Here is a 24,502-nt window from a genome sequence, read left to right as displayed (position 1 = left end):
CATGTGAAGCATTGTCTATCCCCACTTCACGGGGATAGATACCTCACATCTTTAAGCTTGGTTAGTATCGAGATAAAAAGGATAGTAAAAAATAATAAATTATAGTAATCAAAAAAAGTTATCAATTGATAATTTTTTTTGATTAGTGTTTTATTTTTTTATGCTTATGCTGGAGAGCAGAGTTGAGATGGTTATATAGCAGTCAATATTAAAGTTTTTTTATAATAAGTTTATATTTAAAACTATTTTTGGAGTGATTTTTTTAAATGTAATGTGGTTAATGATTATCTATTAATAATAATATGAGGTAATAAAATGGCAGCTATTACTAGCACGAAAATTTCACCACTGGCGAATGAATTAGAGGTGGGCCAGAAAGTAACATTTTCAGTAAAATTAACATCGAATAAACCTATTGATAATAACAAGTATATAATAGTAGAAAGTGGCTACGTTCAAAATATAAAATTTGATAACTTAAAAGTTCTACTTGTCGATAAAAATGAAAGTGGGCTTTTTACCGCAACTGCCGAATTTGATTTTACGGTGCTTGATAAAATCGGAGGAGTAGGGGCGAATGTGAATAATAATGATTCTATTTCATTTACAATCAATACTGATGCGAAATCGGATGCAACTGTATTTCCAAACATGCCCCACACGTACAATAGTAAAATTAAAGTTAAGCCAGTAAATAGCAATAAAATAGATATCACAATTAATAAAAATGCCGATTTAGTTATAGGTCAGAAAGTGAGTTTTTTTGTAGAATTAAACTCAGATAATCCTATTTTACCAGCAGGTAATATAACCATAGAAAAAATTAGTTCCAATATAAAGTTTGATCAAGATACGACTAAGACTATTCCGATTTATAGCCAAGTTGGTAATAAAGTATCTGCGAAGTTAAGTTTTACCGTACTTGATGGTGTGTCAGGTGGAGCATCTGCACAAGATGGTGATGCTATTACATTTGTAATCCATACTGATGCGTTGACGTCTGAAGGTAATTTCGGTTCTGTTCCATTCAATGGCACAGCAAACGAAATTGATATGGATTCACTGGCACTTTTTGTTGAGAACCCTTTTCTGCAAATGTCATCAGAAAGTGATCAACAACATCCTACGGCAATATATACTTATTTAAAGAATAGAAATACACAGAAACCATTGGTGGGAACACCTGTATTTATTACATCACAAAAGCGTAATCAAATAGAAGAATTTAAATTTAAGGATGGCGATGGGAACAATCCTATAATTCTTGAGGAGAAAGATAATACTAAAGGATTAATTATCGCTTCTAAAGATGATGGTTTAGTAAAGTTCTATCTCTATCCTCAAACAGCACTGGTAAGTGTTGTTAATTTATGGAGCTATATTATAAGTTATACAACAGATATTAGACGTGAAGCTAAGCAAGTAATCTATGCAGTGAACTATATTAAGCCTACTTTCTTTAATTCTATAGGTATGCCTGATATTTCTGGCTATAGTACTGCTGGTATACGTGCAGATTCGATATTACCATATTTTATGGTATCCGTTAGTGGTGATCCTAGAATATCAAAAGGTGATACGGTTTTATTTTTTGTTAATAAATTAAACTCTACGAAAGCTCCTAAATTTACTGGCTATACGGAGTTGATTGATGATCCTAAAACACAATTAGATCGGTATAGTATGAAACTTCCTTATACGATTTTTGAACAGTCTATATCGTCGGAACTTTCTTATACTGTTGTTAAGCCGGATGGATCAGCTTTATACTCTGACACATTACCAGTAACTTATTTAGGAGGAACACCATATGTACCTGATCAAGAAGCTAAGAGAAGCTATGAGCTTTGCATAGTTCACCCCAGTACTGGTGTTGATCCTGATGTTTTTATACCAGCTGATAATGATATTGGTTATGAAAATATTAAGAAATATCCTCATCATAAATATGATGGATTATTTATTGAAATAGTACGTTTAAAATCTAACGATGCTGCTTCAAAATTAAATCCAGTTCCATTAAATATAAAGGATATTACTCTGAATATGTATATTAATTCAGATAATAAAAACTTCACTAAACCTTATACCAAACAGATTAATTTGGCAGATATAAGTGGCCCTGGTAATAAAGACTCTATTTTCTTTCATATTCCATATGATGATATTGTTGGTGTTAAGTGGAGAGGGAATATCAGTTTTGATTATCAATTCTTTAAAGATGAGGTTATTCAGTATAGTGCTGTTTGGAATGGATATATTGGTACCGAACCGCTTGATGGTTCTAATTAATCGAAAGAGAATGTATGTGTGATGTGATTTCATAAAGTAGTGGAAATAGTATTTTATTATAACGAATAACTGAAAATAATAAATTTCCTTGCTCCTAATATATCAAGGAGTAAGGAAATGTTTGGAAGATAGTTATATTTTTATTTTATATATAATATAAAATGTTTAATTAACTTACTGTGGTAAAGGGATTTTTTTCTATAGCATAGATAATTAAAAATATGAAGTTTATAAGAGGAATAAACATATGTCTAATGTTATGACTTTTTCACAGCCAGAAACGGGGAATTTAATCATAGGGCAAACTTTTTTATTTACAGTGATATTATCCTCTGATGAGGTTATAGATGGCAGTTCAATAATTTCATTTTTTAATACTAAAAACATTTCTGTACCAATTGGAGATGTTTCCGTAAATTTGGAAAGTGACAATAAAAAAGCCACGGCAACAGTGACGCTTACCGTAAGTAATTTGATAGCAGAAAATGAGGAGATTCATTTTAGTGTAAAAACATCATTAAGTGGTATTCAGCAAAAAAAATTGCAATATCTTGCAAAAGAAATTTATCCTGAATCATTGAGGTTGAGCGTTGATAATGCTTTTTTATCAGTACCAACATCATATGATCATTCTCAAATAGGTACTGTATCAACTAAAGTACACACCATTATCAAAGATAAAGATGGTAATCCATTATCAGGAATTCCGATCTTTATAAAGAGTAGAGCATTTAATCAGCTAGAAGAAGTATATATTTATGCTAATGATGTAAGAAATAAAATAAATGTTCAAAACCTTTCTCTTTATTCTGGTTTTTCTATAAATTCAGGTGATAAAGGTCAGGTGGAATTTTATATTTCTCCAATTAAACCACTGGCATTAGTTATTGACTTGTCTTCAACTATAAGGATTCCATCCGATTATGCTATTTCTCATAGTACTGTTTTCATCATTTTTGATAATAAGAAATATAACCGACAAGAACCTGAAGCGGTTACTGCTATTGATGGTGATTTAACATCGAAAGGAGAAAGTAAATTTTGGCTAGATACAACACCATGTACAGCTTATGATGTTGATGATTTTTTATTATTCAATATTAATGGTGAATACAAGTATTATGTCAGAGGATTTGATGTAATTGAAGACAATCAATGCTTAATTAAATTACCTTACTTTATTCTTGAGAAAAATAAATTATCAAATCTTTCTTATCTTGTAATAAGAGGGAATGGAGATATTATAGCTAAATCCTATCCTGTAGATGTTACTTACAGAGGAAGGACAAATAAACCATGGACAGATGTTGATAGAATATATGAACCCTGTAAGGTTTATACTAGCTTTAATGATGTTATAGAGCAGGATGGTGATATAAACAATCAAAAAATATCTAACCATGCAAAAAATCCAGATGATGCTGGCTTGTTTGTTACAATAACAGGAACTAATGATAATAGTGATAATACTAAAGTAAAACTCGGATCAAAAGTTACTTTAAATTTATATATTAATTCTAAAAACAAAACAGTCACACTACCTTTTAATTGTATAATGCCATATCATCCAGATAATAAAGATGGAAAAACAGCGGTATTAAGATTTAATATACGTTATAAATTATTAAATGGTCATTTTGCATTTCCTTTCCATGACGGGATGATATATTTTGATTATCAGGTTGGTGATGATAATGATAGGGATGTGACGTATGGTGGTATTTGGTCTGGTCATATCGTTACAGATTAGAATCAATTCACTAGGCATATATGTATAATTTAAATTACATTAAAACTATGTTTAAAATGGTGATATATGAATATAAAAAATAACATCGTTTTATCTAAACCTGAATTCCCCCAAAGTGATTCAAATAACGTCATTAATATCCTTGAAGTTAAAACGATGGGAATTAAATATTTAGTAATGAAAGTGAATAAATATGATGGAGTAGAGCTATTAGATAGTATAGATGGTGAACTCTATCTAAAAGATAATTCAAAGATTAAAATAAAAAGCATTACTTACTGTGTAACGCCAGATGTTTTAGATAACGACTATGATTATTATTCTGTGATTTTTAATGTAAACGATTTTCATACATATGGATTATACGAAGCAGTATATACAGTGACAAGTTTAAATGACAATAAAAATACTTCACCAATTTCAAGTGTTAATATTATAGAGGACCCTTCTATGAACGCTTCAGATAATGAAATAACGTTTACTGACATTAAAAATCGTAAATTATATTTAAGTAGTATTTCTCGTGAAAGAGGAATAAGGATTCGTACAAACTTTAAAGGTTTTACGGCTGGGGATACCATCACTATTACATTAAAGATTTTAGATGAAGAAAATAGCCCAATAAATACTTTAAAATCTGACAAAGTATTGCTCCAAGATCAGGTAAATCAAGACTATGCTGATTATACAATAAGCACAGGTGAGGGTGGGATTAATTTTGTAGAGGCTAAATCTATTTTGGCTGGTTTTTATAGTGCTGATATTAATATAACATCCTCTTTATCTCAAATTTCTATTTATAACGATTTAGATAATGTTAATGTCAAAGTACAATTGACTCAAAATATTGGTACTAGTAGTGAATCTCCTGATGTAAAACCTTTTTTAACAGCAGTAGTGTATACAGGATCAAATAGCAATGCAATTATTGCCCAAGTATCCAATGCTTACTTTAGTGATGGTTCTAATAGAACCCCACTGGGGGAAATAAATAACAATGGAGTGGGGTATCTGAATATTTATAGTAAAGATATTGCTAAAAATAGTGTTCTAACTCTTAACTATCTAGATCCTGTTAATGCTTATAAGGTTTGTTTGAATTTTTCGGTTTGGTTATTATCATCAAGTGAAGAAATTAAATATACTTATAGCTCTTATGGTGTTGCAGATGGAACGTGCCAATGTTTCCTTTTTATTGAACCGCTAATAACTGGAATTGAGACTATTAATGTTAAGTTTGATACACCAGATATCATAATTGATGATGTTGTTAAGAGTTCTATACCAATAAATAATCCTGTTTCTAATAAAACTTTAAGCTATAAAATAACTTCAAATAAAGCATTTAGGGCTAATTTTTCTATTAATGCCAGTGGTAAAGGTATTTATATGGAACAAATTAATAACACTATCGTTTTTGTCGATCCGCTAACATTTGAGTAAAATAATATGGCTATTACAATAAACTTTACTCCATCATATGAAGTATTTCAAGATAGATCGGCGGTTAATATTAATATATTAGCTTATGAATATTCGGAGTCATTACCTGGGTTAGAGATTGTTTTTGAATGCTCAGTCGGTAGCTTTGTTGTTAATGGTGAAGATACAGGTAAAAAAAGACTTTTTGGCAAGATTGGCGGCACTGGAGAAACATCTGTCTTGGTTGTGGGGCCAATGACAGGTGGCAATGGTCAACTGACTGTTTCCCTTAGGGAGAATAATAAGCAGATTGGCATATTACCTTACGATCTAATAACAACAGACTATCAGCTTAACTTTAGTGTTACTGGTGACTATGCAATGGCAGATGGTAAACAGAGTAATAAAGTTAATGCGATTCTGACGGGAATGGGAACCGTGTTTGATCTCAAAAACCGCCAGTTGGATTTAATTGTGACAGGTTCTGCTTCTTTTGAGCAAAATAAGGTAACCCAGACCACTTCTATTAATACTGATCCGTTAGGTAATGTGAGTTTTGAACTTTATGATGCAAATAATAGTGGTGAGACTGTCACCCTGGCAGGCCAATTGAGTGGTAATAAAATATCTCATAATACGGAACAAATTCATTTCCAGCCTAACCTGGATTGTGATGCTCATCCCCCTAGTAACGAAATATATATTAGAACAATTTTTACTTATTCTATTAATAATGATCAATACCTTTTACGCCAGCGCCAATGCGATCATTTGGTCACTGTACATAAATTGCTTGCTGGCGGGAAACAGGGAGAGCAAACTTCGACCGGGCAAAAGTGGGTAAATTATTATGATTTAATGTTCCCATTTGTTATTGAGAATGAGCAATATGTTTTTGGTTTAGCCAAGGACTTTATTAATGCACCACAAAATACAGATAAATCATTTTGGATGATTGCAAAGTTGGATGAAAACGGACAGAAAGAAATAATAGATAGTGGATATTTTGATGTTAGTTATGATGTTGGGTTTGCATATAATATTGGAGGTAGACAGTTTATCTTACTTCATGGTAAAGGAAATGGATGGCCTATTATATGTTACGAAATTTTTACAAAAGTAAAAATGAATCGTAAACCGATATGTCAACAAAACTGGGATAATTTTTACGGAGTTGTATTCTTTATTTCAATGGAAGGTAATCAATATATATACTGTCATACAAAGACTACTAAAAATATTTATACATTTGAGTTTAACAAAGATGGAACCTTAGGTAAGCTAGCATATTCTGATACGTGGTCATATTATTACTATCCTCAGTTTCCATACTTTATTAAAGGAAAGTATTATTACACTGGTCAGAGATTCTATGATAACTATTGGTTTATTTCTTACATATATAGTAAGGGTGTTCCTGAGCATGTTAACGAACACGCAGAACCATGGGATACGAGTTATCAATATTTAATTCCATTTTCCATTGGTGAAAATCAATATTTTTTGAGGCAAAACCAAAGTAAAAATCATTGGTATATTACAGAGATTATTGCTGATACTAAAATGGGAGAAGATAGGGATTCTAGGTGATTAGTCCCAGATTTTGATGGAACGATAGTAACGATTGCTGTTCAGGCGTTTTGATGCTGACGAATCGCATGTTAGTGCTACAGCCGTAATTGCTCTATAAGCCTATGATCTCACCAGCAGGGAGGTTTTATCGATTGACTACGCAAATAACAATCAACCCTACATTTATTTAGACTTTCTCTGTTAATGCGACAGAATCGGTTTTTAGCCAGCTCACTAGCCAAGGTGTGTCACTGTTTTTCGTTCATCTTGTCACCTGTTCTCGTTGATAAATTAAACATATTAAAAACAGGCAATGACACAAATTTAGAAACGGGATCGAAAACGCCGATATCATTTATAAATCGGCGTTTCTCCCATGAAGCTCAAATCAAAAACAGCGTTGCCAACCCCAAAAAGATAAAGAATCCGCCAGTATCGGTCATTGCCGTGATCATCACACTGGAACCAATGGCCGGATCTCGCCCCAGTTTCATCATTAATAAATGGAATCAATACTCCCATTAGAGCTGCCATCAGCAGATTTAATATCATTTCCATTGTCATCACACCGCCCATCGCAAGATCGCCATCGAGTAGACAGGTGACAACGCCCGAACGATCATGGTAATGGTCTGGTTGCCTGTGTTACCTCCTATACCTGCCAAAGCAGGAATTAAAGCCCGGCAAATTTAGATGTGATTGCCCTGATTACGTTTTGGCTATATTGCCAGCACCTTCCATTCGGATTTGGTGCAATCTGGCTGCACTATTTATTAGCCTCATTGACGGATTTTTCTATATCTATTTTTTTTGGGTAAAATTTATACAAACACTTAATATCTTCATATATATAAGTTTTTTTAGTTGTCACTTATCTAAATGGGAGAATTACACCGTTTTTAACTCATTGATTTAATTAAATTCACGTTTCATACAGGAATTACGCAAACTCAACAAGTTATCTAAAGGTCAGATTTCTGCCCTATAGTGACAGCCATCTATCTTCTCATTCTCATTCTCATTTTGGAACTACTCTCAACTTCTTCTATCTAATAGTATGAAATCAATTTCTAAGAGTGTATCCCAATAGGAGATATTTGATATTATAGTCAGCCTGTTTTTTTACATTTAGGGGATTTTTTCATGAATAAGAAATCAATAGCCCAATGGTTCATTTCTGATGAACTCTGGCAGAAAATTGAACCCTTACTCCCTCCACATAAAACCCATCACCCTTTGGGCTGCCATCGCCGCCGTGTCGATAATCGGGCCGCTATGAATGCTATCTTTTTTGTGTTACGAACCGGATGCCAGTGGAATGCCCTCAATGCCACAGGGATTTGTTCTTCAAGCAGTGCTCACCGCCGTTTTCAGGAATGGGTGGCGGGAGGCGTCTTTGAGCGACTCTGGCAAAATGGCTTACTCGCCAGTGAAAAAATAGGGGCTATCGACTGGGGCAAATTGGCACTGGATGGCTGTTTGACTAAAGCGCCCCTGGCCGGCTCAAAAAAACAGGCCGCAACCCAACAGACCGGGGAAAACAAGGCGTAAAGCGAAGTTTGCTCACGGATGGACAGGGCTTGCCATTAGCGATTGCCGTTGCGCCCGCTAATATTCATGATATCAGACTTGTTATAGCCACCCTGGACGGTTTACAGACAGGACGCCGGGGTTATGGAACCAAACTCCATCTGGATAAAGCTTATGAGGCGGAATGGCTGGAAAAAGAATTAAAAACCCGTGGATACGTCCCCTGCATACAATCAAGAAAAGAAGAACAAGATGCGCTGGCCGAACAATATGATTTTAAAGTGAACCGTTGGGTTGTTGAAAGGACACACAGTTGGCTTAATCGTTTTCGTCGTATTCTGGTTCGTTGGGAAAAACGGGTTGAAAATTATGAAGCCATGCTTCATTTGGCTTGTAGTTTAATTGTCTGGAATATAATCCTATTGGGATAGGCTCTAAGTGTCATATTAAGCGCTCTTTTAGTTTGTACATATTAGTGTGCATACTTTATTTCACTTGGATTATTATATAATCATATGTTTTTTATAGGTAAATTAATAATATGATGCGATTTGAAAATAAAGTTGTCGTGATTACCGGTGCGGGAAGTGGTATCGGTGAAGCCACCGCGAAGCGTTTTTCTCAGGAAGGCGCTATTGTTGTTTTGGTGGGACGCAATGTTGATAAACTTAATCGTGTGTACAGTGAGCTGTCATCCAGTTATGCACGGGTCATTCAGGCGGACGTGTCGGATCAGGATTCCGTCAAGATGATGATTGATGAGACCATCGAACATTTCGGCAAGATAGATATTCTCGTCAATAATGCCGGATTGTATATTCCCAGTACGATATTGGATACTTCGCTGGATGATGGCAAAAAAGTGTTGGCGGCCAACCTTGATGGTGTTATTTATTGCAGCCATTTTGCCTTGCCTCACTTACTCAAAAGCAAAGGATGTATTGTCAATAATGCCTCTGTATCGGGGATAAGGGCTGATTGGGGCAATGCTTATTACTGTACGGCAAAAGGGGCGGTGGTCAATCTGACCCGTGCCATGGCATTGGATCATGGCTCACAGGGAATTAGGGTTAACGCGGTGTGCCCAAGCCTGATCATCACACCAATGACCGAGTATATGTCCGATGACGTTCTGCAAAAATTCGATTCTCGCATCTCAATGAAAAGAGCGGGAACTCCGGCTGAAGTTGCATCAGCCATTGCATTTTTAGCCAGCGAAGATGCCAGCTTTATTAATGGTGTTAACCTGCCAATCGATGGTGGTGTTACAGCATCAAATGGTCAGCCCAATTTTAGTTAAATATAAAGGGTACCGGGGAGTGGTGATTTATAACACCAGTTCCCCGATAATCACTGCCAGCCGATCGAATATTTCGGCCATTAGCCGTTCAGTAAAGGGCGCCAGCATCGGGAACAACAGAGAAAGTGTAAAGATCCCCACAGTGAGCGTCAGCGGAAAGCCGATGACGAACACGGAAAGTTGTGGCGTCATGCGGTTGAGCATCCCCAAAGCGAAGTTCAGAACCAACAGCAGGGTAATCAGCGGCATTGCCAGCATCATGCCATTGATAAAGATTAAATGGGCGCTTTGGGCTAACAGCAGAAAACCTTTGGGATTCAGTTGCATTGGTTGAATGGGAATCGAATCAAACGTACCGGCAAGAATGCTCAGTAACCATAAATGCCCATCCAAAGCCAGAAACATCAACATCATCAGCAAATTCAGAATACGCGCCAAAATCGGCATATTCGGGCCACCGGTAGGATCAAAAAATGTGGCGAATGAAAGTCCCATCTGTAAGCCGAGTATTTCTCCGGCATGACGTATTGCTGCAAAAGCAATCTGCATGGTTAATCCCAAGGCAACACCAATTAACACCTGTTGTATCATGACCCAAACCCCCGCAACGGAAAATACCGGAATTTGCGGAGAGGGTATGTTAGGAACCAACAAGAAGGTGATCGCCAGCGCCAAACTCATTCTGACTTTTATCGGCGTTTGTTTTTCACTGAAAATGGGCGCTGTGCTGAATAGCGCCAAAAGGCGTACCAGTGGCCAGAAAAAATCACTGACAAGACGAGAGAGCATTTCGCTATCAAACGGGATCATGATTAACCAATAATGGTTGGAATGCTGCTAAATAACACGCGCATGTAATCTAGCAGTAAGTTCAGCATCCACGGACCAGCGATAACAATAGTGACAAAAACAGCCAGAATTTTAGGAATAAACGATAAGGTCATTTCGTTTATCTGAGTTGCTGCCTGCAACAGGCTGATCACCAAACCACATATCAGGGCAGACAGAAGCAGCGGGGCGGCCAGCGCCAGCGCCACTTTCATTGCTTCGATGCCGAGAGCCATTACCGATTCTGGAGTCATAATTTTTTTAAACCGCTTTTTCGATCTTGTTCCAATAGGATTTCACGCAAGTTTCGCGCTAGACATAAAAACTGTTCGCTAGACATAAAAGCTTTGTGCCAATGAGCCAAGCAGCAATTGCCAGCCATCCACCAAGACAAACAACATGAGTTTGAAGGGCAGCGATATGGTGGCAGGTGGAACCATCATCATCCCCAAGGCCATCAAAACACTGGCAACGACCAGATCGATGATCAGGAAAGGAATGAAGAGCGTAAAACCAATCTGGAAGGCGGTTTTCAATTCACTGGTAATAAATGCCGGAACCAGAACCCGGATGGGGACGGAATCCGCTGTTTCAAAAGCATCCTGATCCGCAAGACGGGCAAACAGTGCCAGATCGGTTTGGCGTGTCTGGCGCAACATGAACTGACGCAGAGGCTGGGCACCTTTATCCAGTGCAGCTTCCAGACTTATTTTGTCCTCACTGAAAGGCAGGTAAGCATCTTGATAAACCTTATCGAATACGGGTGACATAATGAAAAAAGTCATGAACAGCGCCAAGCCAATCATGATTTGATTGGGTGGGGCAGAAGGTGTCCCCAGTGCGTTACGCAGTAAACCAAGCACGATAATGATGCGGGTAAAGCTGGTCATCATCAGCAAAGCGGCTGGAATAAAACCCAGTGCCGTGATGAAAACCAGAGTTTGCACCGGCAGTGACCAGCTTTGTCCACCATTTGCCATCGGCTGGCTGATGATGCCAGGCAATGCGGCCGCGGCATTCATGGGGAATAGCGGCAACAAAAGCGCCATCAGCAGGGTTGCTAAATGCACAGGCCGGAGGAGAGAAACAAATTTCTTGCCAGTCATTGGAGTGCCGGTCATAAAGAAAACGCTATTTTTCATCGTCATCCTTGTCGTTTTTGCTTTTTCGCTGGAGCGTATTTTTTAACATTTGGCTGAAGGGTAATGTTTTGAGTGCAGTTTCCTTTTCCGCGTTATCAGACGGTACAGGCATCTGATGCAAGACATTAATCTGTTGGGATGTCACGCCTAATACGAGCCAACTGTCTTCGATCTCCAGCACAACGACCCGTTCTTTTGGCCCAAGAGAGCAACTCGCTTTCACATTGAGCAACCGGTGATTTTTGTTCTTGGCAGGAGCAAGCCCCAGACGGCGAATCAGCCATGTCATGACAAAAATCAGCAGCAGGATACCCCCTAGCGCACTGCTGACCTGCATCAGTGTCTGACTGGCGGGGAGGGGTTCTGGACTGGCTGCGGGTTTCACCGTGTTTGCAGATAGGGTATTAGCTTTTGCGTTAACCGGTGCAGCATCAGATGCTGCACCATGTTGAAAAGAAGCATAAAGGGAAGGCTGGTTCGCCATCATGGTCAACGACTCAAACGACGCATGCGTTCAGAAGGCGTGATGATATCCGTGATACGGATACCGTATTTATCGGATACGACAACCACTTCCCCTTGTGCAATCAAATAGCCATTGATCAGAATATCCAGTGGCTCACCGGCAAGACCATCAAGAGGAACCACTGAGCCTTGGGATAGTCTCAGGAGTTGTTTGATAGTCATTTTAGTACGTCCCAGCTCAACAGAAAGCTTAACGGGAATATCCATGATCAGGTCAATATCAGAAAGCTGAGCGAGTGCATCCTGCGGCTCAAGGTTCTCAAATATTGACGCGCCGCTGTCAGAGGTTTGCTGTGCGGCCTGTTGTTCCAGTGCTTCTGCCCACATATCTTCAGTCAGTCTGGCTTCTGCGGGTTGTTTAGCATCACTCATTGGGCTTTTCCTCATCCAGAGCATTTAAAACAGGGTTAATCAGATGTTCAACACGCAGGGCATACTGCCCGTTCAGTGTTCCATATTGGCTGGTGAGCACGGGCACACCATCAACGTGAGCGATAAGGCGTTCCGGTCTCTCAATCGGCAAAACATCGCCGCGTCTCAGTTGGAGAATTTTTGACAGTCGCAGGGGAATATCAACAAAGTTAGCAACGAGTTCCAATTCTGAATGCTGAACCTGCTTCACCAGACTTTCACGCCACTGGCCTTCTTCCTGACGTACATTTTCTACAGGAGGATTGGTCAGCCGTTCGCGCAGCGGTTCAATCATGGCGAAAGGAATACAAATGTTGAATTCTCCGCACAGTGCGCCAATTTCCACCTGAAACGGCGTCGTAACCACGATATCGTTCGGTGAGGTGGTGATATTGGTGAATTTCACCTGCATTTCGGAACGGACGTATTCCACTTCAATTTTAAAGATGGAATCCCATGCGTCACGGTAGGCATCCAGTGCCAGTTTCAGCATCCGGTTGATGACTCTCTGTTCGGTATAGGTGAATTCACGGCCTTCGACTTTCGTCGGAAAACGGCCATCACCGCCAAACAGGTTATCAACGGCGATATAAACCAGACTGGGTTCAAAAGCGAATAATGCGGTTCCCCTTAAGGGTTTCAGATGAACCAGATTGAGGTTGGTTGGCACGGCCAGATTGCGGGCGAATTCGTGATAGGGCTGGATTTTAATGGCGCCGACCGTAATATCTGGACTGCGACGCAGCATATTAAACAGCCCCATTCTGAATTGACGGGCAAAACGTTCATTGATGATTTCCAGTGACTGCAAACGTTCGCGTACAACACGACGTTGCGTATTGGGATCGTAAGGTCGAATCTCACTCTCCCCTGACGCAGTGGGTTCTATGTCATCAGCAGTGGCACTGTCACCATTGAGCAGAGCATCAATCTCTGCCTGTGAAAGAATATTGTCACTCATCGTGATTATCGCAGAATAAACGTGGTAAACAACACATCGGTGACCACTTGATCTGGCTCACCGGGTATCATCGTTGGGTGCAGCGTCTGCTTGATATCGGCCATCAAACGCATCTTGCCGTCATTTTTCGCCAGATCTATTGCTTTCTGACGGGATAACAATAGCAGCATACGGCTGCGAACTTCTGGCAGATAATCATGGAAGCGCTGACGGGTTTTTTCATCAGGCAGACGCAGTGTCACTCCAACATATAAAACACGGTCAATATGGTCTTCGTTGTCGATCAAATTGACGGTAAAATTTTCCAGCGTCATAAATACCGGAGTACTGATGACTTTGGCTTTTTCGGTGCTGTTCTTGGTTGGCTGCTTCATTGTCCACCAGCTATACCCGCCGATGGCGGCACTAAGAACGGCAATCAGTATTAACAGTATTATCCAAATTGGATTTGTGCGTTTACGCTCGTAGCTATAATCAGACATGGACAGACAAATTCCTGTTTTCCGTTACGAATAAGTCCCCGCGCATTCCGTGGCGGGTCTTCTTATCCATCAAAATCGATACCAATTATCCCGCGTCTTTGTTCCGCCAATAGCGAGAACAAACGCGGAAAAAACCATTAACTCATACGTTTGTTATCGGCCTTCTTTCTTTTTCTTGCCGTTTATTGCAGTACATCCTGAAATCAGGCGAAAATATCAACACCTCCGCGAATTGAAGCGAGCTGCTGCGGTGTTATTTTGATGGCTGATTCATGAGTCGTTGGCATCTGTGTCACGGCGGTTGAATTCTGTCCCTGAGCCTTGGCAGAATGATGGGAATGACTCGGTGAATTGCTCGTCTGTTCCTGCTGCCAGTTTCCCTGAGTGTCACCACCTACACTGCTTTGTGCTAATTGGATGCCATTTTCTGCCAATGCATGGCGAAGCCCGGGTAACGCTGCTTCCAGCGCTGTACGGACATGCTGGTGTGCTGAGACAAAATGCAGTTGAGCCTGATTGTCTTCAACATTCATGCGGATATGCAGTGCGCCTAATTCTTGAGGGTGTAAGCGCAATTCAGCTTGTTGCAGCCCGTTGCGATTAAAGAACAGAACATGTTGGTTGAGTTGTTGTTGCCACTCTTCACTGCCAATATGGGCGCTCAGTAACGGAGTAGGAGTGCTGTTTAACTGAAATTGACCGGTTGTTTGCTGTCCCGCCGGAAGCAGGGGAGAGGCAGCCGGTATTGCAGGTGATTCTGGCTGGAAAGTTTCAGCCGCGACCGCCACCAGTGCGGGTATCCCCTGAATCGCTGTCTGGAACTGGTTCAACTCTTTTCCGTTATTTTGGGAAGCGGAGTGTTGTTCTGCTTTATTATTGATGGCGAGTTTCACTTGCCCGGCAGCGGTAGCCAGAGTTGGGCGTGTTTTGGTTGATTGTTCCGCGTTGTTGCTCAGGGTAGTCTCTTGTGTGGCGAAAGACCGGATACTTTTATCTTGTTCGCCATCTTTGGTGTGGTCAGTACGATCTGTAGTGCTCAGTGCAGCATCGACTTTTGCATTCTTGCCAGATTTTACATGCTGACCCAGTAAAGTCTCCGCACCGGTATTTTCACCACGTAGCAGTTCGTCTGTGTTTTCAGTACCATCCGCAGGAATCGACTGAGCGTTGATCAATCCGGCGAGTTGGATTGGCATTGCAGCCACCAGAGCTTCAGCAGATAAGAGATCTTCATCCTTCAACACAGCGAAATCAATATCGCTTTCCAGCGTGGAGGTTTCTGTCAATAGTTTGCCTCCAGCCAGCGTTTTACCGTCAACACGTATTACCGTGTTGTCCGCTACAGCCAGCAAGGGTGCCAATTCACCTTCAATTGGGGTATCACCGGAGCACTTCTCATTATTCAGACCATTTTTATCAGCCTCAATCGCCGTCTTCCGCACAGAGGCTATTTCTGCATTGAGATGCTGCCCAAATTCAGACGAATTGTTACGGGTCAGGGGATCATTCAATGTCGGCTGACTTTTTTCTGTGAGTTTTATATCAGTAGGCAAAAGAGTGAGGTTCATTGTTTCATTCTCCGTTGTGCACTACGTTGTGCGTACTCATCCATTTGTTTTTGCTCCATGCGATTCTGGTGTAACTTCAAATTGTGCTCTGCCCGCTGTTGCAGTGTGTCGAAGGCGTTCAGACGCTGCTGTTTGTCCTGCCATTGTGACATGGCCTGCTCAAGCCGATTTTTCCATTGGGTAAGCTGTAACCTGTGTTGTTCAATCGCCATTTCCAGCGTTTTCATGAACTGCTGATAGTTTTGCCAGGTTGAGCTGGACATGCCGCTGCTGAGTGTGTCATTTAAACGTGTACGATATTCATCCTGATAATTTGTCAACGCCGTGAGTTGTTGCTCCATTTGCTGATGACTCTGCCGGATCTGTGCAAGTTGCTTTGCCGCTTTTTCTGCCGCATCTTGAGCAAGTTCACGTAAAGTCACGAGAGGGGAGTGCTGTTGCATGTATTTCCTCGTTTTAATGACAAAACAGACATAAGCGTTACTGAATTACATTAATAGCAAAGTTGTATTAGCAATAAACTATATTGGCAATAATTGTTGAAGCTGAATACATGCCGCATCGTACTCACTACGTTCACTCATGCCCTGTTGCAGGAACTGGGCCATATGAGGATAAAGCTGAATCGCTCTGTCCAGTAAAGGATCGCTGCCCGCGGCGTAAGCGCCGACATTAATTAAATCCCGATTGCGCTGGTAGCTGGCAAGCAACTGTTTGAACTGCTGTACCCGTCGATAATGGTCGTTATCAATCAGCGAGGTCATGGCGCGGCTGATGGACGCTTCAATGTCAATGGCAGGGTAGTGGCCAGATTCTGCCAGTGAACGCGATAGCACGATATGACCATCCAGAATAGCACGGGCGGAATCGGCAATTGGATCTTGCTGATCATCACCTTCTGTCAGAACGGTATAAAACGCAGTAATCGAACCGCCATCACTGACGCCATTGCCTGCTCGCTCTACCAGTGCCGGCAACTTGGCAAATACGGAAGGTGGGTAGCCTTTGGTTGCCGGCGGCTCGCCGATAGCCAAGGCTATTTCGCGTTGCGCCATGCTGTAGCGGGTGAGGGAGTCCATGATCAGCAGGACATGTTTGCCGCGATCGCGGAAATCTTCGGCAATACGGGTGGCATAAGAAGCGCCTTGCATCCGCAGCAGTGGCGAAACGTCGGCAGGTGCGGCCACGACAACTGAACGTGCCAGCCCTTCCACACCTAAAATGTTTTCGATGAAATCTTTGACTTCACGGCCACGTTCACCGATCAGTCCAACGACAATCACGTCTGCTTGGGTATAGCGGGCCATCATACCGAGGAGCACACTTTTACCGACGCCTGATCCGGCAAACAGCCCCATGCGTTGCCCGCGTCCAACGGTCAGCAGGGAATTGATGGCTCGCACACCAACGTCCAGAACATCGCTGATGGGTGTCCGTTGCAGTGGATTGATCGGGGGAGTAGTCAACAAGGCACGATAACCTGTATCGGGGGCAGGGAAGCCGTCGAGGGGGCGACCAGAGCCATCCAGCACTCTGCCAAGCAATTCAGTCCCCAGTGGCAAACGACGTCCGCCAGCCGAATCTTCACCGTAAGAACGGGCATAGACACGGGCACCCGGTACTATGCCTTCCAGTTCTTCCAATGGCATCAATAACAGTTTTTCACCATTGAAACCAACCACTTCGCTTTCAACTTCTTCAACCGTACTGCCATTCTGCCGTTCGATCAGACAGGTAGCACCCAAAGGCATCTGTATGCCAGTAGCTTCCAGTACTAAACCGGTCGCGCGGGTCAGACGCCCGTAACGGCGGACTCTCGGGGTTTTTTCCAGACGTTTTTCCAGTGAATCTAACGTTGCCAGCCAGCGCCCAAGTCGTGCAGTCATCACAATTCTCCTGACGCCGCCAGACGACACATTTCGTGCCAGCGCGTTGCCAGACTGGCGTCCAGATCACCTTCATCCGCACTGGCTTTACAGCCGCCCGGATGCAGCTTGTTATCGGCAATCAGACGCCAGCCATGCAATGCCAGAATTTCCCCCAGTTGCTGTTCAACCAGCGGGATATTCTGTGGGTGGACTCGCAGTTGTGGTTTTCCACTGAACATTGGCTCCTGCTGGATAAATTCACGGATCTGATTCAGCAGGGCAGTGCCATCACACACGGCGGGCTGCCCCAGAATATGCTGAGCGGCTGTGAGGGAAAGCTGCATCAGGCGTGAAGCGATAACCGTATCCAGCCCATCCAGTGAATGGCTAAAATCTTCCAGCAAGGCTTTCCACTGTTCAACAACAATCTGCTGCTGTTGTCTGGCTTCCTGCAACCCTTGCTCCAGACCCGCCTGACGGCCTTCCTGTATCCCTTGTTCATAACCTTGCGCCTGGCCTGCCGTAAAACCTTGTTCATGGCCGGTCTGACGCGCTTGTTCTTTCAGCGCGTCCAGCATTCTGGCCTGATCCAGCAGACGCTCCTGCTCGCTAGGCTCCGATTCGTCGTCCTTGGGCTTCAGTTTTGCCCGCAGTGTTTCCCACTGAGTCAGTTCATTTGGCTGCCACGGCTGCCAAATTCCCTTATTTGACTTATCAGACATAGGTATCATCACCACCATTCAGGATAATTTCGCCGTTCTCTGCCAAACGACGAACCACAAGCAGGATGGATTTCTGTTCGGCTTCCACTTGAGACATGCGAACCGGGCCGCGGGTCGCCAAGTCATCACGCATGATTTCAGCAGCACGCTGCGACATATTGTTGAGGAAGTGATCGCGCAATGCCTGATCGCAGCCTTTCAATGCCACAAGCAGGGAATCGGTGGTAATTTCCTGCAACAAGCGCTGGATACTGCGAGCGTCCACACCGATGAGGTTTTCGAACAGGAACATTTCATCAATGATTCTCTGCGCCAGTTCACCATCATAGGTACGCACTGCCTCAATGACGCTCTCTTCCTGCTGGTTTTTCATCAGGTTGATGATTTCAGCCGCAGTACGGACACCGCCCATTTTACTGCGTTTAAGGTTCTGGCCATCCAGCAGGTTATTCAGTACTTCGGTCAATTCAGCCAGCGCGGACGGCTGTACTCCACCAAAGGTTGCAATACGCAGCATGACATCATTACGCAGGCGATCATCGAACAGGGCAAGGATATCGGCGGCCTGACCCCGGTTCAGGTGAACCAGAATGGTGGCAATGATCTGCGGGTGTTCATCGCGGATCATATCAGCCGCCATTTGTGGCTCCATAAAGTTGAGAGTCTCGATGCCCGTTGTGGTATCGCGGGATTCAAGGATATCTTCAAGCAGGCTGGAAGCACGTTCTTCGCCCAACGCTTTCACCAAGACGCTGCGCAGGTAGTCGTTGGCGTTGATGCTGAGAGCCGCGTACTGCCCTGCATCTTCTTCAAACTCTGCCATCACTTCAGCCAGTTGCTGGTTGGAGACTTGCCTCATTCCCGCCATCGCGATACTCAGTTGCTGTACTTCTCTGGAATTCAGGTGCTTAAACACCTCGGCCGCCTGATCTTCTCCCAGGGTCATTAACATGACGGCACTTCTTTCTGTTCCGGTCAGGCTCATTGTTCGTTACTCATCCATTGGCGGATCACCAGCGCGACAACGCGAGGATCTTTTTCTGCAAGTTCACGGATACGCTGGCTTTGAATCTCGGCATTGACTCGTTGGCGAGCCAGCTTGCGGCGCATTTTTTCATCCAGTTCCGCATTGGACTCTGGCGCTTGCTGCTTCTGTTGATTTTTCTGCGCGTTAAGTGCGGCTTTTTCCGCCGCACGTTTCTTGGCGATTTGAGGCACGATCATTTTGCGCCACAATAGCCATGCAACCAGTGCCAACAGTAACCAACGACCTAACTCTAATGTTTTTTCCAGCAGGACAGGGTGTTGCCAGAACGGCAGGGGTTCTATCACTTCAGCCGTATCGTTGAACGGTGTGTTGACGACATTCAGGCTATCGCCACGTTTAGTTGAGAAGCCCATTGCTTCACGAGTCAGTGCTTCGATCTGGGATAACTGTTCTGGTGTCAGTGCTTTTGTTTCAGGGCCATTTTCTCCCTGAGTAGTGGCATAGTTGATGACAACGGCAACGGAAAGGCGTTCTACTGCGCCTACCTGCAATTGGGTGTGGCTAATGGTTTTACCGACTTGATAGTTAATCAGTTCGTCATGGCGGTTATTGCGGCTGTTGTTCACCAAACGCTCATAATTGTTATAGGTGCTATTGCGATTCTGATCGGATTTTTCGTCACCTTTGCCTTTCGTGTCTGGATTGGGCTTCTCAATCGGTGCGCTTGGTGCTGCACTCGGTTGATTTGATAAAGCACCCGGAACACCACCCACCAATGACCCACCACTTTGCTCACTGGAACTGCTCTGTTTAGAGAGAACAGCGGCCTCATTAGGTGGCTGATTAGGTTTATATTCTTCTGCCGTTTGTTCGCGGCGAGAGAAATCAAGCTGGGCTGTGACCTGAGCATGAACATTGCCACGGCCGACCACCGGCGTCAGAATGGTTTCAATACGATGCTGGAAACGCTTTTCGACTTCCTGGATGTATTTCAACTGAGTGGTGTTTAAATCGAGCCCGTTGGCATCGGCCTGAGTCAGCAGGCGTCCAGACTGATCCACAATTTTGACATTGCTTGGCGGCAAACCGGCCACACCGCTTGAAACAAGGTGCGCAATGGCGTTGACTTGTCCCTCATCCAGAGTACGGCCTTGCAGTAATCTTACCGTTACGGAAGCTGTAGGAGATTTTTGTTCACGAACGAACAGAGAAGGCTTGGGGATGGACAGAATGACACGAGCACTCTCGACGGGGTCAAGGGACTCAATAGTACGGCTTAACTCACCTTCCTTTGCGCGATTGTAATTTACCTGCTCGCTGAACTGGCTGATGCCGAATTTTTCTTTATCCAATAACTCATAACCCACCGCTCCCCCTTTGGGTAGCCCTTGTTGTGCCAGTTTCAACCGGGCCTCATGCACCTTATCGGCGGGTATCATGAGCGCAGAGCTGTTTTCAGCAAAACGGTAGGGGATATTCATTTGGGTTAATTGCGTGACGATTTCGCCGCCATCTTTATCACTCAGATTGCTGTAAAGTACCCGGTAATCAGGGCTGCGCATCCAGAGGAAAAGGGCGACTACGATAGCGATGGCAGCAGAGCCAGCAACTAATAATGGAACTTTGGGATCAGCTTTTATCCTGCTGATGATAGCGCTGAAACCTTTATTTTGGTTCTCAACGTCGGTTGTTGCTGCACTCATAGACGATCCTTGCCTTGCTGGTCAACATGAATACTAAAAGCGTGGCGTAACAAAACAGACTCCCCATACGCAAGCGAAAAGATTCTTCCTACTATTAATCCCATCATTATTCGCTGTTCACACCTCTTTTAATGGCACAATAAGCTTTGAATTTTTACTTCAATTACGCGCTTTAGTTTGAAAGGGCTATGTTACGGTGGCAGCGTGGAAAATTGCCATGTCAGCCCAAGGCTAATATGGCACTTAATCACATAATCAATAGGGTGATTTAACGCGAGGTTTTTATGTCAATTCAGGCAATTGAAGGTGTACTGCAACAGATGAAGGCACAGGCATTACAGGCAACGAACATTGCCAATCCCATGCCAGTACAGGGAGGTTTTGCCAGCCACCTTACCGCTGCAGTAGAAAAAATAAATCAAACCCGTCTGTCGGCGACTAAGTTGTCTCAGGATTTTACGTTGGGTGTGCCGGGTGTGGAATTGAATGACGTGATGGTCAATATGCAGAAGTCGAGTATTTCATTGCAGATGGGGATTCAGGTCAGGAATAAGCTGGTCAGTGCGTATCATGAGATTATGAATATGCAGGTGTAATAGGCTGATTTATATATATTAATTTATTTTCATTAATTATTTGGGGCACACATGGGGCAATCGTGAGCTTTTTATTAATAGCTTAATTTGGCCCATCACTATTTTCATGCATCCATGCGCCATAGACGTTATGAACCATTTATGATGAAAAAACATGCCCCATCTGTGTTGCAATAAATAACGGATTAGCGCCAGCAGATAGCATCCAGCAAGCATACTTCTTCTTGAGACATTCAATTTCTTAAATATAATTCAAAATGGTATCGATTCCTTCTCTCTGAATAGAGAAGTTTTGTTAGTATATCATGAGAAATCCTCGTTATTAAAAACGAGGATTTCTAGATTTGGCTATTTATTATTATAGTAATTACTATAATAAGCTTGCGAATAAAGAGATGAGTAAAGGTGCTAGTAAAGTTAATATAAAACCACTAACTATTTGTAACAGGTTCTCTATTTTTATGAAGGCGTTCAGGGGGTTAAATCTTGGTTGACCGTTGTCTTAACAGATAACTTTCACTATATGGACACCTGCGTATATAGGTTGATTATATTCATGGTTATTATTTTCTTGATCATAACCTGATGATTTTCCCTATGGCTTTTCTTTGCAGGGAGCTATATTAATTTATTGTCAAGCTATGGCGTTATTATGGCATTGGGATATCTATGGATTCTAGATGTATTTTCAGGTGCGTAAGGGGCTTCTTCTAAATTTTCTATGTACTACGACAGAATTAAATATTTCGTTATTATATTTAATTCTGACTCATGGAAAATAGCTATTATACCGTTTTTATACGGCTTTCATTCCTCAAGATAATATATTTCACTAACCTATTGATATATCGAACTAATTTGTTTTATCGACTAATTTAATTCTATTTATGACCCATAAAAAATGAGAAGAATTCATTGTTTTTAAGATATATAGTTCATTAACGATATGTTCACTAAACTGATAATGTATCATGAGTTAATGATTTTTATTTAAATAATATTTTTTGTTATATAAAAAGAGATCTACAGTCATTAATCTGCATTCAACTAATGTTAATGTCGGTCACAGTGACCTGTTCTGATTTTGTATTATCTTCGGGAAGTCACACTCTCATGCGGTAGCTATAATAGTTCCAGCCGTTTTTACAATAGAAAGATCCACGAAATTAAGTTCGCATAAGGAAATTAGTGATGGACGTATCTGCGCGTAAAAAATTAGTGTCTGAATACCTGTGCAAACTTGCTGGCAAGCAGGATTTAGACGATTCGGTCAATATCTTCGAAACAGGCTTGGTTAACTCTTTGGCCGCTATCCAGCTAATCTCCTTTCTCGAAAAAAACTTCAAAATCAAAGTCGAAATTGATGACCTTGATAATGCCAATTTTTCCAGCATTCAGGCTGTCTGTAACTTTTTGGACAGAAAGGTGGCGGTAAATGCTTAATCGCTTTTTGTCACCTTTGCAAAACGAGTGGTTACAGGTATTTGAGCAATTTTCAGCGACTGAAATTGCGCCTTATGCTGACGAATGGGATTTGGCAGAAGCGATCCCTGCAACGGTTGTGCAAAAACTTGCACATAACGGTTGGTTGGGTGGGTTGGCGAAACCCGAAAATGGTGGTCTGGGGTTTGATGTCACGACCTTCGGATTGCTGAACATGGCTATCGGCGCAGGGAGTGGTTCGCTCACGGGGTTGCTGAATGTACACGCCATGGTGTTGAAAACTATTGAAGATTGGGGTTCTCAAGATCAAAAACAACGCTTTCTGGCACCGCTGGTAAAGGGTGAAATCATTGGTGCATTCGCGCAAACGGAAGTGTCCGCTGGCGGAGATTCCAAGAATCTGTCGACGCAGTTTGCAGAAGACGGAAATTATCTCAGGGCTAATGGGCAAAAATCTTGGATCACTTTTGCCCAGATTGCGGATTTATTTCTGGTATTCGGTAAATATCAGGGGCTGGATACCGCAGTGCTGGTTCCTAAAGATACTCCGGGGCTAAAAGTGACCGCCAAAAAAAATATGCTGGGCTTCAAGAGTGCATATTTGGCAGTGTTGGATTTCAAAGATTGTCGGGTTCCTAAGACCAATATTGTCGGAAAACCCGGATTTGGACAAAACCTAATCTCTAACAATGCCTTGGACTATGGCCGCATCAGCGTGGCCTGGGCGGCGCTCGGAATACAGCAGGCCGCATTGGCGGCATCCGCTCGCAGGGCTAATTCCCGCATCACCTTTGATACGTTACTTGCGGATCAAGGTATCATTCGCGGCTATCTGGCGGAAATGTCCAGTAGCCTGCTGGCCTCTCAACTCATTTGTTTATCAGCGACAAAAGCCAAAGAAACAAGGGATGAAGACGCTCTTGAGCAGATCCTTCAAGCCAAACTTTTCTCATCGCATGAAGCTGGCATCGCAGCAGCGAAAGCGGTACAGATTCACGGTGGTCACGGTTGCGATGAAAGCAACGGCATCAGTCGGCTCTATCGGGATGCGAAAATATTGCAAGTTGTTGAAGGCAGTAATGAACTTCAAAAAATGCTGATCGGCAAGGCAGTATGCAATCGGTATCGCCATAACGCCGCACAGACTATTCCGTAAATCGTCTCAACATTATTCCCCCTGAAAAGTCTGGCGTGTTGCGTCCGGCTGACAGGTTTCTATCGCCTGATGTTCGCCTGTAACGTCAGGTCACAATGAGATTTGAATAAATCCAGCACTCAGAGGATGTCGGCATCATGGCAACTGGTCGATTTATTACTGATTACTTCGAAAGTACGGCGAGAGATAACCAGAATCCGGCGATACGGTGGGGAAAAGGAAACGCTTTATCTTGGGGCGAAT

At 42.4% G+C, this 24,502-nt stretch carries 23 protein-coding genes and 2 pseudogenes (1 of these 25 cut by a window edge); 10 read left to right on the top strand and 15 right to left on the bottom strand.

The window, feature by feature from the left end; translation table 11 throughout:
• Positions 1–315: 315 nt before the first annotated feature.
• The 4 genes from XBJ1_RS11565 (at position 316) to XBJ1_RS11550 (ending at position 7,054) form a co-directional block, all read left to right on the top strand.
• Positions 316–2,292: a hypothetical protein gene (locus XBJ1_RS11565; RefSeq protein WP_012989135.1), complete on the top strand. Its 1,977-nt coding sequence runs from the start codon at positions 316–318 to the stop codon at positions 2,290–2,292.
• Positions 2,293–2,539: 247 nt separating this feature from the next.
• Positions 2,540–4,042, top strand: a complete 1,503-nt coding sequence (locus XBJ1_RS11560; RefSeq protein WP_012989134.1) for a hypothetical protein — start codon at positions 2,540–2,542, stop codon at positions 4,040–4,042.
• 66 nt (positions 4,043–4,108) lie between these two features.
• Positions 4,109–5,485 (top strand): hypothetical protein, encoded by a 1,377-nt coding sequence (locus XBJ1_RS11555; protein WP_012989133.1) that lies wholly within the window; start codon positions 4,109–4,111, stop codon positions 5,483–5,485.
• A gap of 6 nt (positions 5,486–5,491) precedes the next feature.
• Positions 5,492–7,054, top strand: a complete 1,563-nt coding sequence (locus tag XBJ1_RS11550) for a hypothetical protein (protein WP_012989132.1) — start codon at positions 5,492–5,494, stop codon at positions 7,052–7,054.
• Between the two features lie 365 nt (positions 7,055–7,419).
• Here XBJ1_RS11550 and XBJ1_RS20840 read toward each other — a convergent pair.
• Positions 7,420–7,716, bottom strand: a pseudogene (locus XBJ1_RS20840) (magnesium transporter); the annotation flags it as partial.
• A 463-nt stretch (positions 7,717–8,179) separates the two neighbouring features.
• On the opposite strand from XBJ1_RS20840, the gene XBJ1_RS20835 reads away from it, so the two are divergent.
• Together XBJ1_RS20835 and XBJ1_RS11530 are read left to right on the top strand one after the other, a co-directional pair.
• Positions 8,180–8,997, top strand: a protein-coding gene (locus XBJ1_RS20835; RefSeq protein WP_143827669.1) for an IS5-like element ISXbo1 family transposase whose coding sequence is annotated in 2 segments (ribosomal slippage) — positions 8,180–8,540 and positions 8,540–8,997 — 819 coding nt in all. Because the reading frame shifts where the segments join, the coding sequence is not laid out codon by codon here.
• 110 nt (positions 8,998–9,107) lie between these two features.
• Entirely contained in the window at positions 9,108–9,866 is a 759-nt protein-coding gene (locus XBJ1_RS11530; RefSeq protein WP_012989130.1) for an SDR family NAD(P)-dependent oxidoreductase, read from the top strand.
• A 27-nt stretch (positions 9,867–9,893) separates the two neighbouring features.
• Here the strand turns inward: XBJ1_RS11530 and fliR are convergent, their stop codons facing one another.
• The 13 genes from fliR to fliF form a co-directional block, all read right to left on the bottom strand.
• A complete protein-coding gene (gene fliR / locus XBJ1_RS11525; RefSeq protein WP_012989129.1) occupies positions 9,894–10,676 on the bottom strand; it encodes a flagellar biosynthetic protein FliR in 783 nt (260 codons plus the stop codon).
• Positions 10,677–10,678: 2 nt separating this feature from the next.
• On the bottom strand, positions 10,679–10,948 hold the full coding sequence (gene fliQ, locus XBJ1_RS11520) for a flagellar biosynthesis protein FliQ (RefSeq protein WP_012989128.1): 270 nt from the start codon (positions 10,946–10,948) through the stop codon (positions 10,679–10,681).
• A gap of 78 nt (positions 10,949–11,026) precedes the next feature.
• Positions 11,027–11,743 (bottom strand): flagellar type III secretion system pore protein FliP, encoded by a 717-nt coding sequence (gene fliP, locus XBJ1_RS11515; protein ID WP_143827733.1) that lies wholly within the window; start codon positions 11,741–11,743, stop codon positions 11,027–11,029.
• 82 nt (positions 11,744–11,825) lie between these two features.
• Positions 11,826–12,323, bottom strand: coding sequence for a flagellar biosynthetic protein FliO (fliO, locus tag XBJ1_RS11510; RefSeq protein WP_012989126.1), 498 nt, complete (start codon positions 12,321–12,323; stop codon positions 11,826–11,828).
• Positions 12,324–12,325: 2 nt separating this feature from the next.
• Positions 12,326–12,733: a flagellar motor switch protein FliN gene (gene fliN / locus XBJ1_RS11505; RefSeq protein ID WP_012989125.1), complete on the bottom strand. Its 408-nt coding sequence runs from the start codon at positions 12,731–12,733 to the stop codon at positions 12,326–12,328.
• Positions 12,726–13,733 carry a flagellar motor switch protein FliM gene (gene fliM, locus XBJ1_RS11500; protein ID WP_012989124.1) on the bottom strand — a complete coding sequence of 336 codons (1,008 nt, stop codon included), beginning with the start codon at positions 13,731–13,733 and terminating at the stop codon, positions 12,726–12,728. Before fliM ends, fliN begins: the two co-directional genes overlap by 8 nt.
• Before the next feature lie 5 nt (positions 13,734–13,738).
• Positions 13,739–14,215, bottom strand: a complete 477-nt coding sequence (gene fliL, locus XBJ1_RS11495) for a flagellar basal body-associated protein FliL (protein WP_012989123.1) — start codon at positions 14,213–14,215, stop codon at positions 13,739–13,741.
• Between the two features lie 203 nt (positions 14,216–14,418).
• On the bottom strand, positions 14,419–15,783 hold the full coding sequence (locus XBJ1_RS11490; protein ID WP_012989121.1) for a flagellar hook-length control protein FliK: 1,365 nt from the start codon (positions 15,781–15,783) through the stop codon (positions 14,419–14,421).
• Positions 15,780–16,226: a flagellar export protein FliJ gene (gene fliJ, locus XBJ1_RS11485; RefSeq protein WP_012989120.1), complete on the bottom strand. Its 447-nt coding sequence runs from the start codon at positions 16,224–16,226 to the stop codon at positions 15,780–15,782. The genes XBJ1_RS11490 and fliJ overlap by 4 nt, the downstream gene beginning before the upstream one ends.
• A 78-nt stretch (positions 16,227–16,304) precedes the next feature.
• Positions 16,305–17,669 carry a flagellar protein export ATPase FliI gene (gene fliI / locus XBJ1_RS11480; RefSeq protein ID WP_012989119.1) on the bottom strand — a complete coding sequence of 455 codons (1,365 nt, stop codon included), beginning with the start codon at positions 17,667–17,669 and terminating at the stop codon, positions 16,305–16,307.
• Entirely contained in the window at positions 17,669–18,373 is a 705-nt protein-coding gene (fliH, locus tag XBJ1_RS11475; protein ID WP_012989118.1) for a flagellar assembly protein FliH, read from the bottom strand. The genes fliI and fliH overlap by 1 nt, the downstream gene beginning before the upstream one ends.
• Positions 18,366–19,358 (bottom strand): flagellar motor switch protein FliG, encoded by a 993-nt coding sequence (gene fliG / locus XBJ1_RS11470; RefSeq protein ID WP_012989117.1) that lies wholly within the window; start codon positions 19,356–19,358, stop codon positions 18,366–18,368. The genes fliH and fliG overlap by 8 nt, the downstream gene beginning before the upstream one ends.
• The gene (gene fliF, locus XBJ1_RS11465) at positions 19,355–21,064 is read right to left on the bottom strand and encodes a flagellar basal-body MS-ring/collar protein FliF (protein WP_012989116.1); all 1,710 of its coding nucleotides are present in this window, start codon (positions 21,062–21,064) and stop codon (positions 19,355–19,357) included. The genes fliG and fliF overlap by 4 nt, the downstream gene beginning before the upstream one ends.
• Positions 21,065–21,348: 284 nt before the next feature.
• Between fliF and fliE the strand changes: the two genes are divergently transcribed.
• Positions 21,349–21,660, top strand: coding sequence for a flagellar hook-basal body complex protein FliE (fliE, locus tag XBJ1_RS11460; RefSeq protein WP_012989115.1), 312 nt, complete (start codon positions 21,349–21,351; stop codon positions 21,658–21,660).
• Between the two features lie 142 nt (positions 21,661–21,802).
• Here the strand turns inward: fliE and XBJ1_RS23020 are convergent.
• Positions 21,803–21,877: pseudogene (locus XBJ1_RS23020) on the bottom strand (hypothetical protein); the annotation flags it as partial.
• 974 nt (positions 21,878–22,851) lie between these two features.
• Between XBJ1_RS23020 and XBJ1_RS11455 the strand changes: the two are divergent.
• From XBJ1_RS11455 to XBJ1_RS11445, 3 genes are all read left to right on the top strand, one after another.
• Entirely contained in the window at positions 22,852–23,103 is a 252-nt protein-coding gene (locus tag XBJ1_RS11455) for an acyl carrier protein (protein ID WP_012989112.1), read from the top strand.
• Positions 23,096–24,259, top strand: coding sequence for an acyl-CoA dehydrogenase family protein (locus XBJ1_RS11450; protein WP_012989111.1), 1,164 nt, complete (start codon positions 23,096–23,098; stop codon positions 24,257–24,259). The genes XBJ1_RS11455 and XBJ1_RS11450 overlap by 8 nt, the downstream gene beginning before the upstream one ends.
• Before the next feature lie 137 nt (positions 24,260–24,396).
• Positions 24,397–24,502, top strand: partial view of an amino acid adenylation domain-containing protein gene (locus XBJ1_RS11445; RefSeq protein WP_012989110.1) — the 5' portion only. Its footprint extends 1,523 nt past the window's final position; 106 of the gene's 1,629 nt are visible here — the first part of the coding sequence; it begins with the start codon at positions 24,397–24,399; its stop codon lies beyond the right edge, outside the window.

It is taken from the genome of Xenorhabdus bovienii SS-2004 (assembly GCF_000027225.1).
In the GTDB taxonomy this organism is placed as follows: Bacteria; Pseudomonadota; Gammaproteobacteria; order Enterobacterales; family Enterobacteriaceae; genus Xenorhabdus; species Xenorhabdus bovienii_C.
The sequence above is the reverse complement of the archived record's forward strand: the minus strand, read 5'-3'. Positions and strand labels throughout refer to the sequence as shown.

Bases quoted from the DNA above. Each gene is read 5' to 3' on its own strand.
- fliR (WP_012989129.1), bottom strand. From the start codon at position 10,676: ATGATCCCGTTTGATAGCGAAATGCTCTCTCGTCTTGTCAGTGATTTT.
- XBJ1_RS11450 (WP_012989111.1), top strand. From the start codon at position 23,096: ATGCTTAATCGCTTTTTGTCACCTTTGCAAAACGAGTGGTTACAGGTA.
- fliJ (WP_012989120.1), bottom strand. From the start codon at position 16,226: ATGCAACAGCACTCCCCTCTCGTGACTTTACGTGAACTTGCTCAAGAT.
- fliQ (WP_012989128.1), bottom strand. From the start codon at position 10,948: ATGACTCCAGAATCGGTAATGGCTCTCGGCATCGAAGCAATGAAAGTG.
- fliM (WP_012989124.1), bottom strand. From the start codon at position 13,733: ATGAGTGACAATATTCTTTCACAGGCAGAGATTGATGCTCTGCTCAAT.
- fliO (WP_012989126.1), bottom strand. From the start codon at position 12,323: ATGATGGCGAACCAGCCTTCCCTTTATGCTTCTTTTCAACATGGTGCA.
- XBJ1_RS11530 (WP_012989130.1), top strand. From the start codon at position 9,108: ATGATGCGATTTGAAAATAAAGTTGTCGTGATTACCGGTGCGGGAAGT.
- XBJ1_RS11555 (WP_012989133.1), top strand. From the start codon at position 4,109: ATGAATATAAAAAATAACATCGTTTTATCTAAACCTGAATTCCCCCAA.
- fliI (WP_012989119.1), bottom strand. From the start codon at position 17,669: ATGACTGCACGACTTGGGCGCTGGCTGGCAACGTTAGATTCACTGGAA.
- XBJ1_RS11560 (WP_012989134.1), top strand. From the start codon at position 2,540: ATGTCTAATGTTATGACTTTTTCACAGCCAGAAACGGGGAATTTAATC.
- fliH (WP_012989118.1), bottom strand. From the start codon at position 18,373: ATGTCTGATAAGTCAAATAAGGGAATTTGGCAGCCGTGGCAGCCAAAT.
- fliF (WP_012989116.1), bottom strand. From the start codon at position 21,064: ATGAGTGCAGCAACAACCGACGTTGAGAACCAAAATAAAGGTTTCAGC.
- XBJ1_RS11565 (WP_012989135.1), top strand. From the start codon at position 316: ATGGCAGCTATTACTAGCACGAAAATTTCACCACTGGCGAATGAATTA.
- fliE (WP_012989115.1), top strand. From the start codon at position 21,349: ATGTCAATTCAGGCAATTGAAGGTGTACTGCAACAGATGAAGGCACAG.
- fliL (WP_012989123.1), bottom strand. From the start codon at position 14,215: ATGTCTGATTATAGCTACGAGCGTAAACGCACAAATCCAATTTGGATA.
- XBJ1_RS11490 (WP_012989121.1), bottom strand. From the start codon at position 15,783: ATGAACCTCACTCTTTTGCCTACTGATATAAAACTCACAGAAAAAAGT.
- fliN (WP_012989125.1), bottom strand. From the start codon at position 12,733: ATGAGTGATGCTAAACAACCCGCAGAAGCCAGACTGACTGAAGATATG.
- fliP (WP_143827733.1), bottom strand. From the start codon at position 11,743: ATGGCGCTTTTGTTGCCGCTATTCCCCATGAATGCCGCGGCCGCATTG.
- XBJ1_RS11455 (WP_012989112.1), top strand. From the start codon at position 22,852: ATGGACGTATCTGCGCGTAAAAAATTAGTGTCTGAATACCTGTGCAAA.
- fliG (WP_012989117.1), bottom strand. From the start codon at position 19,358: ATGAGCCTGACCGGAACAGAAAGAAGTGCCGTCATGTTAATGACCCTG.
- XBJ1_RS11550 (WP_012989132.1), top strand. From the start codon at position 5,492: ATGGCTATTACAATAAACTTTACTCCATCATATGAAGTATTTCAAGAT.